Origin of the sequence: Thetidibacter halocola, from assembly GCF_018224955.1 — a bacterium.
Lineage (GTDB): Bacteria > Pseudomonadota > Alphaproteobacteria > Rhodobacterales > Rhodobacteraceae > Thetidibacter > Thetidibacter halocola.
In genome coordinates this window covers 437,783-451,530 of record NZ_JAGTUU010000003.1, presented here as the reverse complement: position 1 = coordinate 451,530, position 13,748 = coordinate 437,783, and the positions used below count along the sequence as shown (strand labels likewise).

The following is a 13,748-nucleotide window of genomic DNA, read 5'->3' as shown; positions in this document are numbered from 1 at the left end:
GGCCCTTCTGCCCGGCGCCTGCCGCCGGACCGGCATCTAGCGCGAACCCTCGCGTTCGATGTCGCGCGCAGGCGTCTCGGGCTTCATCCCGCCGCGCTGGCGCGTTTCGGTCTGGCGCCCGTTCTCTTCCCAGTCGCCGGCGACCGCGCGGTCGGCGAAACTCGTCCAAAGCCCGTCCCAGTCGCCCAGTTCATAGCCGTGCCAGGGCGATTGCGGGGTGATCCGGGGCAGCTGCAATTCCTCCCATATCTCCTTCGCCCGGGTCATGTAGCGTTCGGCGGGCAGCGCCAGCGGCGGCATGTTCCCCTTCAGCGTCGCGTCGATCATCAGCGTACCGTCGGCGGTCTTGCCCCCCGATTTCGGCCCGTGCCCGCCCGAGCGATAGGGCGTCACATGCACGTCGGTCGTGATGTTCGACCGGTAGGCGATTGACCAGAAGATCGCGTCGGCGTTGTTCGGGTCGATGTCGTCCGAAACCGCGATCACCACCTTGCCGCATTGCGCCTGCAAGGATGCCGCGCCCTGCAACCCGCGCCAGACCTCGGTCTGCGGCGCGCTGCGGTCGAATTGCAGGAAGATCACCTTGCGGATGTTCGTCAAGGGCTCGTGCATGACAACCCGCTTGATCCCCTTCACGTTCAGCACCTTCTTCAGATGGTTGAAGAACAGCGGCTCGTAGGCCACCTTCTTCAGCACGGAACTTTCGCTGGGCGTGACCTGGCTGACGATCGAGATGAATACGGGCTTCTTCCGCATCGTGATGGCCGTGACCTTCATCGACATGTTGAAGTCTTCCAGCGCGACGTGCCCGTGGCTTTCGCCGAACGGCCCCTCGGGCTCGAGGTAATCGGTGGCGATCTCGCCTTCGATCACGATCTCGGCGTCGGCGGGCACCATCAGGTCCACCGTCTTGCAACGCACGGTTTGCACCGGCCGCCCGATCAGCCCGCCAGCCACGTCCAGTTCATCGACGTCGATGGCCAGTTTCTGCGGGCCGGTGAACAGCACCGCCGGCGCGCAGCCGACGACAATGGCCACCGGCATCTTTTCGCCGCGCTCCTTGTATTTCAGCCAGTGCAGGTAGCCGCCCGCACCGCCAAGGCGGCTGGCCATGCGCACGCCCAAACGGTCCTGTGCCTTGAGCATGCCGCGATAGGTGCCCATGTTCTGCACGCCATTTTCCGGGTCCTTCGTCACCACCAGCGTCGCGGTCAGGTAGGGCGCCGCGTCGAACCCGGGGGTCGAGACCGGCACCGGCAGCGCCGCCATGCCGCCGCCGGGCCGCGTCAGGTCCTCACCCGTGAGGACGATCTCCTGGCAGGCGCCCGAGGCGACCTCCTCGGCCTTGATGGGCTTTTCCATTGCCCGCACCCAGACATCGCCAATGTCGGAGACCTCGACGCCCAGGCCCGCCGCGTAGATCGCCGGCGAGGCCGCCAGCGCGCCAACGGTCACCGGGATGTCATAGGCCCGGCCTTTGGCGTCGTGAACGTCGGTGAACAGGAAGGCGCGGCGATCCTCTTCCGGCAGGCCGCCCTGGAACTGCCAGCGCATCAGCGGATGCAATTCGCTGTCCTTGTCGATGGCGCGCTGGATGCGGGTCAGCAGGCCGCGCTCTTCGAGTCGGGCAAGATGCTCCTGCAGGTCGCCCGGGGCGTTGGTGTCGCGGTTGTGGGCCATGGATCGGATCTCCGGATGGGGTCGTTCAGGTCTGGCGGCTTTTCAGGGGGTCGGCAAGAAAGAAGCCGCGCAACCTCTCGCGCGGCTTCCATCGCTCATGTCGCGTGGGTTACTGCGCGACTTCGGTGGCGGCAGAGTCGTCCATCGCCGCCATGGCCGCGGCGATCAAGTCGGGGCTGGCCGCCATGATCTCCTGCATGACGCTCTCGACGTATTCACCGGTTTCCGGATCGATGATCGCGCCGCGCTGCTTGGCGTCGGCGATGAAATCGGGATCCGCCAGCATGGCCTGGAAGGCGGTGCGCAGCGCGGCGATGATGTCCTCGGACGTGCCCGGATGCACCATGATCGACCGCCCGACCGGAGCACCGGCCGAGATGAACCGCAGGACTGCCTTGGCATCGGGATCGTCGGTCAGTTCAAAGAGCAGCGGAACGTCGGGCAGGTCCGGGTCGCGGACCAGACCGGCCTGGAACACCACCTTGAGGTCACCGTTGTCGAGATCAGTCGTATCCTGCGCCAGCGCGGCCCAGTTCTCCGACGTCATGTCCGTCTCGCCGCGCAGGGTCGCCAGCTTGGCCGGCGCCGACCCTTGATAGCCACAGATCACCTTCAGCTTGAGACCCGCCATGTTGGCGATGGCGGTCGGCTGCTGGCCGCTGCGCGACCCCTTGCCGGTGCAGGCGACGATGATCTCCTTTTCCTTCATCTCCTCGATGGTGGTCGCCGGCGCGTCCTTGCGCACGACAAAGGCGGCGTTTGCCGGGGCGAAGCGGCCGATATAGCGGAATTCGGCCGATTTCCAGTCGGCGCGCGACGGGTCCAGCAGCTCGGTATGGCCCAGCGTGTCGGGCAGGATCGCGACTGTCTTGCCGTCGGGATCGGTGTTGTTGATGAAGAAGGCCGCGCCCTTGCGCCCGCCGCCGCCCGGCATGTGCTGGACGATCACGTTGGGCTGGCCCGGGATGAACTTGCCCAGGTGAGCCGCCGCCAGTTGTGCATAAAGGTCATAGGACCCGCCCGGCGGATGGCCGATGACGATGGTCATCGTTTCGCCGGCATAAAGATCCTCGATGGCGTCGGCATGAGCCGCGGCGCCGGCAAGCGACATGGTGGCCGCAACCGAGGCCACCGCAAGTCCATGCCTGACAGACCGAATAAGGTTCATTTCTTCCTCCTCCCTGGATTTGACGGGCAGCCCCGCGCCCTGGCCCGGCGCCCGCTAGACCCGAGAAACGCGCCGCTGGTCTGATGACAGGTGGCACGCACTCCCGAATTAGCGTTATACTGTCATACAATATATCAGTATGCAATCAGATTTGATTGGTATAAGAAGTCGGACGTCAGGACTCGGGGAGGAGCAAAGACGTGGTTTGGGATGCCGCACTGGACGCCTTGGTCATCATCGGAGATCCAACGCGCCTTCTATTCGTCGCCATCGGGACCTTTCTGGGGCTTCTGATCGGCGTGATTCCCGGCATCGGCGGCCTCGTCGGCCTATCGCTGCTTTTGCCATTCACCTTCGCGATGGACCCGTATACCGCGCTGGCCTTCCTGGTCGGGGTGCAGGCGGTAACCACCACATCGGACACCATTCCGGCGGTCCTGTTCGGCGTTCCGGGGACAGTGGGTTCGGCCGCGACGGTGCTCGACGGGCACCCGATGGCCAAGAAGGGCGAGGCCGGCCGGGCCTATGGCGCGGCCTTCACCGCCTCGGTTATCGGCGGGCTCTTTGGCGCCTTGGCACTGGCACTGGCGATTCCGATCCTGCGGCCCTTCGTGCTGGCGGTGGGCACGCCCGAACTGCTGGCCATCTGCCTGCTTGGCCTGACACTGATCGTGACCCTCAGCCACGGCGCGCTGTTCAAGGGCCTCGTCGCGGCCTCGCTGGGTCTGCTGCTGGCGACCATCGGCGACGAATCGCAAACCGGCACGCTGCGCTGGACCTTCGACAGCTTCTACCTGTGGGACGGGCTGTCGCTGGTCGCGGTGGCGCTGGGCCTGTTCGCGATCCCCGAGATGATCGACCTTGGCGCCTCGAAGAAGGCGATTTCGCAAAGCGACGCAAAGGCCGACCCCTGGCAGCAGATCAAGGGCGCGATGGACGTGGTCAGGAACTGGTGGCTGGTGCTGCGCTGCGCCTCGATCGGCACGTTCCTGGGCGCCGTGCCCGGCATCGGCGCCAACGTGATCGACTGGATCGCCTACGGCTATGCCTCGCGCAGCATCAAGAATTCGCACGAGACCTTCGGCAAGGGCGACGTGCGCGGCGTCATCGCCTCTGAAAGCGCAAACAACGCCAAGGAAGGCGGCGCGCTGGTGCCCACCCTTGTCTTCGGCGTGCCCGGTTCCGCCTCGATGGCGATCCTGCTCGGCGCTTTCCTGATCCACGGCATCGCGCCGGGACCGAACATGCTGGGCAGCCAGCTGGACGTGACCTTTACCCTGATCTGGACGGTGGCGCTGGCCAACATCCTGGGCGCCGGCACCTGCCTGCTGCTGGCGGGCTACTTTGCCCGTCTTGCCACCATCCGGGCCGGGTTCCTCGTGCCGCTGGTGCTGGGCATCATGATCGTCGGCGCCTACCAGGGCTCCAAGGATTATGCCGACCTGATCGTGCTGTTCGTGTTCGGCGTGATCGGCATCGTGATGAAGCGCCTCGGCTGGCCGCGCCCGCCGCTGATCCTGGCCTTCGTGCTGGGCGGGCTGATCGAGAACTACCTGTTCATCTCACACCTGCGCTACGGAGCGGAGTGGATGCTGCGGCCGGTGCCGCTGGTGCTGCTGTGCATCATGGCGCTGATGCTGCTGACGCCGCTGGTGACGCGCTTTGTCGGGCGCTCGGCGGGCGGCAAGGCCGCGATGGGCCGGGTCTATCACCCGCGCAATCGCGGCTTCTACGGCGATATCGCGGTCTGGGCCGGGGTCGTCTCGCTGTTCGTCTACGTGCTGCTGTCCTCTGCCGGGTGGGAGCTGTCGGCGCGGATGCTGCCGCAAAGCATCGCCTATGCGGGACTGTTCTTTGCCGGCGCCTACACGGTGTTCCGCCTGATGGGCAAGATCCCCCTGCCCGCCGCGGATTACGAGCAACCGCTGCGCGCGATCCTGGTACAGGTCGCGTGGCTGACCAGCCTTGTCGTAGCGGTCAAGCTGGTGGGGATGCTGCCCGCGATCACGGTCTTTGCGCTGGCCTACATGGTGTTCGAGGGGGAAACCCGCCCGAAGCGCGCCGTGCTGATCGTCGTGCCCTTCGTGGTGGCGTTGTTCCTGCTGTTCCAGACGATCCTTCACGTTCCGTGGCCGCAATCGCTGCTGGGCGATCTGATCCCGGCGTTGCGCTCGGCCACCGGCCGCATCCTCTGAGGCGGCCACCGCGCGCCGCCCCTCTCGATCCCGTTCAGGAGACATGTCCATGACCGAAATGAAACCCAACGCCATCGCCGGCGACACGATCTATGGCAGCGATGTCATCGCAGATGCGCTGCGCGAGCAGAAGTTCCCGTATATCTGCCTGAATCCGGGCGCCAGCTATCGCGGGTTGCACGACTCGCTGGTGAACTATCTCGGCAACCAGACGCCGCAGATCATCACCTGCATGCACGAGGAACACGCGGTCGGCATCGCGCAGGGCTATGCCAAGGTCACGGACAAGGCGCTGGCCGTGGCGGTGCACAGCAATGTCGGGCTGATGCATGCCACGATGGGCATCTTCAACGCCTGGTGCGACCGGACGCCGATGCTGGTGCTGGGCGCCACGGGGCCGATCGACGCCGCCAAGCGCCGCCCCTGGATCGAGTGGATCCACACCACGCAGGACCAGGGCGGGCTGGTGCGCGACTATACCAAGTGGGACGACCAGCCCGGCTCGCCAGAGGCGGCGGTCGAATCCATCCGGCGCGGCGTGATGCTGGCCAACGCCCGGCCCAGCGGCCCGGTCTACATCAACCTCGACGTCTCGGTGCAGGAGATGGAGCTTGACGCGGTCCCGGCGCTGGAGCCGCTGTCGGCCTATGACGCACCCGAGGACGCCGAGCCGCCCCGGCAGGCGCTGGACCGCGCGGTGGACATCCTGGCCAAGGCGAAACGCCCCTTCATCTTCTGCGGCCGCGCCTCGCGCAGCGAGGACGGTTTTGCCGACCGCGTCACCCTGGCCGAGATGCTGGGCGCGCGCACCACGACCCACATGAAACTGCCCGCCGGTTTCCCGACCACCCACCCCGCCCTGATCGCCGAGACCGGCTGGCGCCTGAAAGGCAAGCTGCTGGAGGAAATCCGCGCGGCCGACGCGATCCTGATGCTGGACTGGCTGGACGCGGGCAACGCGCTGAAGCTGGCCTTCCCGCCGGGAACGCCGCGCCCGCCAGTCATCAACGTCTCGAACGATTTCCACATCCATCGCGGCTGGAACGCCGATTACGGCGGCTTGCCCGTGGCGGATGTGAACATCCCGACCGTGCCGGAGACCACCGTCCGCGCCCTGATCGACCGGCTGCGCGACACGCGCCCCGCCCCGGCGCCGCAGCCGCCGCGCGCGTGGTCGGACGAGGCGCAGAACACCAGCGGCGAGATCGGCCTGATGGACCTCGCCCGCGCCTTTTCACGCGCGTCCGAGGGCCGCGCCCTGTCCATCGTCTCGCGCCCGCTGGGCTGGCCCACCAACGCCAACCGGATCGAGCATCCGCATGACTTCCTCGGCCATACCGGCGGCGGCGGCCTGGGCGCGGGCACGTCCATCGCGGTCGGCGTCGCGCTGGGCCTGCGCGAGATCGGCTCGCCGCGCGTGGCGGTCGCCATCATCGGCGACGGCGATTACACGATGGGCCTGACCGCGATCTGGAACGCGGTGACGCTGAACCTGCCGATCCTGTTCCTCGTGGCGAACAACCACTCCTACTACAACGACGAGGACCACCAGATCAAAGTGGCCCGCAAGCGTGGCCGCGCGGTCGAGAACGCGCCGATCGGCCAGCGCATGCAGGACCCCGAACCAGACCTGCCCGGCCTTGCGCGCAGCCTTGGCCTGCATTCCCCGGACAGCGTGACCCAGCTCGAAGACCTGGACGCCGCGCTGGCCGATGCGCTGGACAAGGCTGCCGCAGGCAAGGCCGTGGTGCTCGATGTGCAGGTGCGGCCAGAATACATCGGCGCGCCGATGCAGGACTTCGACTGAAAGGACACTTCGCGATGACTGAACAGCAATTCGCGACCGCGCAGGATGGCACAAGGATCGCCTACCGGGTCTGGGGCGACCCGGAGGCGGCGCAGCGCGTGGCACTGGTCCATGCGCTGGCCATGACCGCCGATTTCTGGGCCGAGACCGCGGCACACCTCGTGCCGGACTGCGCCGTGCTGGCCATCGACTGCCGCGGGCATGGCGCCTCCGACAAGCCCGCCGGCCCCTACACCGCCGGGCTTTTCGCGCAGGACCTCGCCTCGGTCCTGGACGCGCTCGGCTGGGACAGGGCCATCGTCGGCGGCGCGTCGATGGGCGGATGTGTGGCGCTGGCCTTTGCCCAGCAGTTTCCCGAGCGCACGGCCGGCCTTGCCCTGATCGACACGACCGCCTGGTATGGCGAGGGCGCCGACGCGGCCTGGGAAGACCGGGGGCAGAAAGCCAAGGTCTCGGGCCTCGCCTCGCTGGTCGATTTCCAAAAGACACGCTGGTTCGGCGACGCCTTTCGCCAGCAAAATCCGGACAAGGTGGAACTCCCGGTCGGCATCTTCCTGAACAACGACGTGGACGCCTACCTCGAGACCTGCCGCATGCTGGGCCGCTGCGACCTGCGCGCAGGGTTGGGCGCCCTGGCGACGCCGGTCGAGATCATGGTCGGCGAAGAGGATTACGCCACCCCGGTCGCCATGGCGCAGGCGTTGCAGGCGGCCATCCCGCAATCGCGGCTGACGGAACTGCCAGGCGCCCGCCATTTCACGCCACTCGAGGTCCCCGACAAGGTCGCGGACACCATCCGTCGGGTCGTCGCCCGGCTGTGACCGCAGGCCGGGGCACGGCACCGCCCCCGCACCACCTTCCGGCAGGGCCGCCGTCGGGGCGGCCCGTCACGTTGCCCGCTCCAACCGAAGGATGCTCCGAATGTCCCTGCCCCAGGCCCTTCTCGACGATTACGCGCCCACCTCTGTCCTGCGCGTCGCCTTGAACCACGGCAACCGCGTCCTTGTCGGGCGTGATGCCGACGGTAAGCCGATCGGCATCGCCGTGGACCTGGCGACGGCGCTGGCCGACCTGCTGGGTCTGCCGCTGCGCTTCGTGGAGTTCGATCGCGCCGTGGATGTCTCCTCCTCCGCGGGCGACGATCTTTGGGATGTGTGTTTCCTTGCGGTTGATCCGAAGCGCATGGAAACCATCGATTTCACGGCGCCCTACATCCGGATCGAGGGCAATTACCTGTCCGCGCCCGGCACGCTGGCCGCCGATGCGCAGGAACTCGTGGACCTGGGATGCCGGGTCGGAACCGTCGAGGGAACCGCCTACACGCTGGCCCTGTCGCGCCTGCCCGGCGCCGGGAACCTGGTCGCCTATCATGACATCCTGGCCGCGCTGGAGGCGCTGGATTCCGGCGAGGTCGAGGCCATCGCCGGAATCCGCGAGGCGATGGAAGGCGAATCCCGCAAGCGCCCGGGCAGCCGCATCCTGACGCCGCCCTTCATGGAAATCCGGCAGGCCATGGCGATGCCGCGCGGCCGTGCCCTGGCCTCGGCCCACTTGCGCGAAACGCTGGCGGATTTCGCCCGCAGCGGCCTCGTGGGTGACATCCTGGAACGTCACGGGGTGTCGCGGGATTGCGCGCTGGTCGGCTGATCGCCCGCCCGCATTTCCGCCACCAAGCCCATCCGCGCGCCCGAGGAAACCACAGGCGCCCCCTCGGCGGGCTGGTCGGGTCGAAGTCGGGTTGCCGCTGCAACACCCTGAACCATAAAGAAACCAGCGCCACCCTCCGGTCCGGAGACGCCGGGAGCACGCGGCCGTTCCGCGTCTTGTCACCGGGTCGGATGGTGGGTGGCCTATGAAGGGTTTGCGGTTACCGGCGAGCTGCTCGCCGCAGGCTTCAGTCCCGCCTCATCCCACCATACTCACGCCGCCAGCGGTAGAAGGTCTGCTGGGTCACGCCGATCTGTCGAACCGCGTCCGCAATCTTCGCGCCCTGGCCTTGCAGCACTTCGACCTGCCGCAGCGTCGTGATGATGTCTTCGGGCTTCTCTCGTTCTCCTGCCGTCGTCGTAGTCCTCCGTGATACGGGACAAACTACCCCAAGGAGGGGAGCCCTTCAGTAGGGCAAGATAAGAGTCACTGCGCACTTCGTTTAACGGCGTCCAACGGGCGCCGTTTCTTTTCATTTCAAGGAGTTGTATGGTGGGTGATGACGGACTCGAACCGCCGACATCTTCGGTGTAAACGAAGCGCTCTACCAACTGAGCTAATCACCCCTGCGGGCGGTTTAGCCCCGTGGCGGCCGGGCATCAAGCCCCAGTACGCCCGGCATCCACAGACCGACATCAAAAGGGCGCGTCCGTTTCCGGCCGCGCCCCTGATATTCTGGTGGGTGATGAGGGATTTGAACCCCCGACATCTTCGATGTGAACGAAGCGCTCTACCACTGAGCTAATCACCCGGTGCGGGGTCTATTAGCGCCCCTCGCTGCGGCCTGCAAGAGGCGTTTTCCGCAATCAATCCAGAGTTTTCGATGCAGGGCCAACCTGCCGAGACGGTCGAATCGCACGAAGGCCATACAACGCGCGGCGCCCTCGGGGGAACGCCGCGCGCCGGTATCAGTGAGCCGTCGCGCCGGCCACGCTCTCGTCACCCGAGATCTGCGCCGCCGCGGCTTCTTCCTCGGCCTCGTCCCACTCGATCGGCGTGGGCTGTTCGACCAGGGCCAGTTTCAGGACCTCGGAGACGTGCTTGACCGGGATGATCTCGAGCCCCTGCTTCACGTTGTCGGGCAGCTCGGCCAGGTCCTTCTCGTTCTCCTCGGGGATCAGCACGGTCTTGATGCCGCCCCGCAGGGCCGCCAGCAGCTTTTCCTTGAGCCCGCCGATGGCGGTGGCGTTGCCGCGCAGCGTGACCTCTCCGGTCATCGCCATGTCCTTGCGCACCGGGATCTGCGTCAGCACAGAGACGATGGCCGTCACCATGGCCAGACCCGCGCTGGGACCGTCCTTGGGCGTGGCGCCGTCGGGCACGTGCACGTGAATGTCCCACTTGTCCATGCGCGGCGGCTTCACCCCGATCTTCGGCGCGATGGAGCGCGTGTAGGACGCGGCCGCGTCGATCGACTCCTTCATCACCTCGCCCAGCTTGCCGGTGGTCTTCATCCGGCCCTTGCCGGGCAGGCGCAGCGCCTCGATCTGCAACAGGTCGCCACCGACCGAGGTATAGGCCAACCCTGTCACGACACCGACCTGGTTCTCGTCCTCGGCCAGTCCATAGCGGAACTTCCGCACGCCCAGGAAATCGTCGAGGTTGTCGGACGTCACGGTGACGGACTTGCCCTCGCCCTTGACGATCTTGGTCACGGCCTTGCGCGCCAGCTTGGCGATCTCGCGTTCCAGGTTCCGCACGCCGGCTTCCCGCGTGTAGTAGCGGATGATGTCGGTCAGCGCGCCGTCCTCGATCCCGAATTCGCCCTTCTTCAGGCCATGCGCCTTGACCTGCTTGTCCAGCAGGTGACGCTTGGCGATCTCGAGCTTCTCGTCCTCGGTGTAACCCGACAGCGCGATGATCTCCATCCGGTCCAGCAGCGGCCGGGGCATGTTGTAGCTGTTGGCCGTGGTCACGAACATCACGTTCGACAGGTCGTATTCCACCTCGAGATAGTGGTCCATGAAGGTCGAGTTCTGTTCCGGGTCCAGCACCTCGAGCATCGCGCTGGCGGGATCGCCACGGAAGTCCTGGCCCATCTTGTCGATCTCGTCGAGCAGGATCAGCGGGTTGGTCGTCTTGGCCTTCTTCAGCGCCTGGATGATCTTGCCCGGCATCGAGCCGATATAGGTCCGGCGGTGGCCGCGGATTTCGGATTCATCGCGCACACCGCCCAGCGAAATGCGGATGAACTCACGCCCGGTGGCCCTGGCCATCGACTTGCCCAGCGAGGTCTTGCCCACGCCCGGAGGACCGACAAGGCACAGGATCGGCCCCTTCAGCTTGGCCGAGCGCGCCTGCACGGCGAGATATTCGACGATGCGTTCCTTGACCTTTTCCAGGCTGTAGTGATCGGCATCGAGGATTTCCTGAGCCTTCCCGAGGTCCTTCTTGACGCGCGATTTCACGCCCCACGGGATCGACAGCATCCAGTCGAGGTAGTTGCGCACGACCGTCGCCTCGGCGGACATGGGCGACATGTTCTTGAGCTTCTTGATCTCGGCATCGGCCTTGTCACGGGCTTCCTTGGAGAGCTTGGTCCTTGCCACCCGCTCCTCCAGTTCGGCCACCTCGTTCTGGCCGTCCTCGCCGTCGCCGAGTTCCTTCTGAATGGCCTTCATCTGCTCATTCAGGTAATACTCGCGCTGGGTCTTCTCCATCTGCGACTTGACGCGCGTCTTGATCTTCTTCTCGACCTGCAGGACCGACATCTCGCCCTGCATCAGGCCATAGATCTTCTCCAGCCGGTCCGAGATGGACAGGGTCTCGAGCAATTCCTGCTTCTGCGCCACCTCGATGCCCAGATGCCCGGCCACGAGGTCGGCCAGCTTGGCGGAATCCTGAGCCTCGCCCACGGCGGCCAGGGCCTCTTCGGGGATGTTCTTCTTGATCTTGGCGTAACGCTCGAATTCTTCGCCGACCGTGCGGATCAGCGCCTTGATCGCGTCCTCGTCACCCGGCATCTCGGTCAGGTATTCGGCGCTCGCCTCGAAGAAGCGGTCATTCTCGTGATACTCGGTGATGCGCACGCGGCCCTGCCCCTCGACCAGCACCTTGACCGTGCCATCGGGCAGTTTCAGCAGTTGCAGCACGTTGGCCAGCACACCGGCCTTGTAGATGCCCTCGGGGGTGGGGTCGTCGATGCTGGGGTCGATCTGGGACGCAAGCAGGATCTGCTTGTCGTCGTTCATCACCTCTTCCAGCGCGCGGACCGACTTCTCGCGCCCCACGAAGAGCGGCACGATCATGTGGGGGAAAACCACGATATCCCGCAGCGGAAGCACCGGATAAGAGGGATTGAGGGGATTTTTCATGCTCGTTTCCTGTTCCTGGCAAGATCGCCCTGCCCCGCTCGGCGGCAGCCCTGGGCCATCTCCTTTCCTGAACCGTTAAGGTGGGGTTAACGGCAGCAAATTCAAGCGGTGCCCCACCCCGGTCGGCGCAGCATGGCCCTGCACGATCCCGCGTGCAAGCCTGCAATGAGGGCCGATCGGACAGCGGGTCCGCAGGTGCTCAAGCGTCCTTGCGGGCGTCGGCCACAGCCTTCATCCGTGCCAGAAGCTCCGCGCGGCTGGACTTGCCACCGCGCGCGGCCTTTCCTTCGGGTACCTTCGGGGCACCTTTTCCAGTGTCGTGGCGAGGCGCCTTGCCACCAGCCTTTGCTGCGCCGGTCTTGCCGTGTGCCATCCGTGTCGTCCTCGGGTCGGAAATCACTGGTCACCGTGATGCCTGCTTGCGTGCCCTCGCGCAAGCGTCTTGCCGTCGAAGGACAAGGCAGGCCAGCAAGACGTCAGAGCTGCTCGATATCCCCTTCGGCCCGCGTGGCGTGGAACTCCGCCTCCCAGGCCGCGAAAGTGCCCGCCGCGATGGCCGCGCGCATCCCCGCCATGATCTCCTGGTAGTAATGCAGGTTATGCCAGGTCAGCAGCATGCCGCTGATCATCTCCCCCGCCCGGAACACGTGATGCAGGTAGGCGCGGCTATAGCCTCGGCAGGCCGGACAGGAGCAGTGCTCGTCCAGCGGGCGCGGGTCGTCCGCATGCCGCGCGTTCTTGATGTTTACCTGCCCGCGCCGGGTCCAGGCCTGCCCCGTCCGGCCAGAGCGCGACGGCAGCACGCAATCCATCATGTCGATGCCGCGCTTGACGGCGCCCACGATGTCGTCGGGCTTGCCCACGCCCATCAGGTAGCGCGGCTTGTCCTCTGGCAGCATCCCCGGCGCATAGTCCAGACAGGTGAACATCGCCTCCTGCCCCTCGCCCACGGCCAGACCGCCGACGGCATAGCCATCGAACCCGATGGCGCGCAAAGCCTCGGCCGACTCGCCCCGCAGGTCCTCCTCCAGCCCGCCCTGCTGGATGCCGAACAGCATATGGTCCGGCCGGTCGCCGAATGCGTCGCGCGACCGCTGCGCCCACCGCATCGACAGCCGCATGCTCTCGGCGATCCGATCGCGATCCGCCGGCAGCGCGGGGCATTCGTCGAAGGCCATGACGATGTCCGAGCCCAGCAGCTTCTGGATCTCCATCGACCGCTCCGGGCTCAGCATGTGCTTCGACCCGTCGACATGAGAACGGAAGGTCACCCCCTCCTCGGTCAGCTTGCGCAGCTCGGCCAGGCTCATCACCTGGAAGCCGCCCGAATCTGTCAGGATCGGCCGCTCCCAGTTCATGAAACGGTGCAAACCGCCCAGCCGCGCGATCCGCTCGGCCCCGGGCCGCAGCATCAGGTGATAGGTGTTGCCTAGCAGGATGTCCGCCCCGGTGGCGGCCACGCTTTCCGGCAGCATCCCCTTGACCGTCGCCGCCGTCCCCACCGGCATGAAGGCCGGCGTGCGGATCTCGCCCCGGGGCGTGGAAATCACCCCCGTCCGCGCCGTGCCGTCCCGCGCCGCCATCTGGAATCCCGCCGCCATGCCCCTGCCCCGCTCATTAACCCGGGCGCAAACCGTCCCGTCTTCATCTTGCCCAATAAACTCCCGCCGGAGGCTCCCGCAACCGCAAGACGCACCAACAGCCGGACAATCCCGTCCGTCGCCACGCGCGCCCACCCGAGTCCGCCGTGCACAGCGCGGCGGACGAGACATCCGGCGCGCCGCAGGCGCCCCACCTGAAAACGCAACCCGCCGAAATATCGCCGCAAAGCCCTGCCATCTTGCCCCGCGACCCGGCAGGGACCAAAGATAGCAGGG

The 13,748-nt window shown here is 66.4% G+C and carries 9 protein-coding genes, 2 tRNA genes and 1 pseudogene; 4 read left to right on the top strand and 8 right to left on the bottom strand.

Annotated features, from left to right (window positions below; translation table 11 throughout):
- Positions 1-36: 36 nt before the first annotated feature.
- Together KB874_RS09250 and KB874_RS09245 are read right to left on the bottom strand one after the other, a co-directional pair.
- Positions 37-1,680, bottom strand: coding sequence for a UbiD family decarboxylase (locus tag KB874_RS09250; RefSeq protein ID WP_212536277.1), 1,644 nt, complete (start codon positions 1,678-1,680; stop codon positions 37-39).
- A 109-nt stretch (positions 1,681-1,789) separates the two neighbouring features.
- A complete protein-coding gene (locus KB874_RS09245; RefSeq protein ID WP_212536276.1) occupies positions 1,790-2,848 on the bottom strand; it encodes a tripartite tricarboxylate transporter substrate-binding protein in 1,059 nt (352 codons plus the stop codon).
- A gap of 200 nt (positions 2,849-3,048) precedes the next feature.
- On the opposite strand from KB874_RS09245, the gene KB874_RS09240 reads away from it, so the two are divergent.
- From KB874_RS09240 to KB874_RS09225, 4 genes are all read left to right on the top strand, one after another.
- Complete coding sequence (locus KB874_RS09240) at positions 3,049-5,043, top strand: tripartite tricarboxylate transporter permease (RefSeq protein WP_212536275.1); 1,995 nt, start codon at positions 3,049-3,051, stop codon at positions 5,041-5,043.
- Positions 5,044-5,092: 49 nt separating this feature from the next.
- Complete coding sequence (locus KB874_RS09235; RefSeq protein WP_249200343.1) at positions 5,093-6,850, top strand: thiamine pyrophosphate-binding protein; 1,758 nt, start codon at positions 5,093-5,095, stop codon at positions 6,848-6,850.
- 14 nt (positions 6,851-6,864) lie between these two features.
- On the top strand, positions 6,865-7,671 hold the full coding sequence (locus KB874_RS09230) for an alpha/beta fold hydrolase (protein WP_212536273.1): 807 nt from the start codon (positions 6,865-6,867) through the stop codon (positions 7,669-7,671).
- 100 nt (positions 7,672-7,771) lie between these two features.
- Positions 7,772-8,497: a transporter substrate-binding domain-containing protein gene (locus KB874_RS09225; protein WP_212536272.1), complete on the top strand. Its 726-nt coding sequence runs from the start codon at positions 7,772-7,774 to the stop codon at positions 8,495-8,497.
- Positions 8,498-8,747: 250 nt separating this feature from the next.
- Here the strand turns inward: KB874_RS09225 and KB874_RS09220 are convergent.
- From KB874_RS09220 to tgt, 6 genes and pseudogenes are all read right to left on the bottom strand, one after another.
- Positions 8,748-8,882, bottom strand: a pseudogene (locus KB874_RS09220) (transposase); the annotation flags it as partial.
- Between the two features lie 165 nt (positions 8,883-9,047).
- Positions 9,048-9,123: transfer RNA gene (locus KB874_RS09215), tRNA-Val, on the bottom strand.
- A 110-nt stretch (positions 9,124-9,233) separates the two neighbouring features.
- Positions 9,234-9,308, bottom strand: a tRNA-Val gene (locus KB874_RS09210).
- A 157-nt stretch (positions 9,309-9,465) separates the two neighbouring features.
- Positions 9,466-11,871, bottom strand: a complete 2,406-nt coding sequence (gene lon, locus KB874_RS09205; RefSeq protein WP_212536270.1) for an endopeptidase La — start codon at positions 11,869-11,871, stop codon at positions 9,466-9,468.
- 199 nt (positions 11,872-12,070) lie between these two features.
- Positions 12,071-12,244 (bottom strand): hypothetical protein, encoded by a 174-nt coding sequence (locus KB874_RS09200; protein WP_212536269.1) that lies wholly within the window; start codon positions 12,242-12,244, stop codon positions 12,071-12,073.
- Between the two features lie 103 nt (positions 12,245-12,347).
- Positions 12,348-13,472 (bottom strand): tRNA guanosine(34) transglycosylase Tgt, encoded by a 1,125-nt coding sequence (gene tgt, locus KB874_RS09195; RefSeq protein ID WP_212536268.1) that lies wholly within the window; start codon positions 13,470-13,472, stop codon positions 12,348-12,350.
- Between the last annotated feature and the right edge of the window lie 276 nt (positions 13,473-13,748).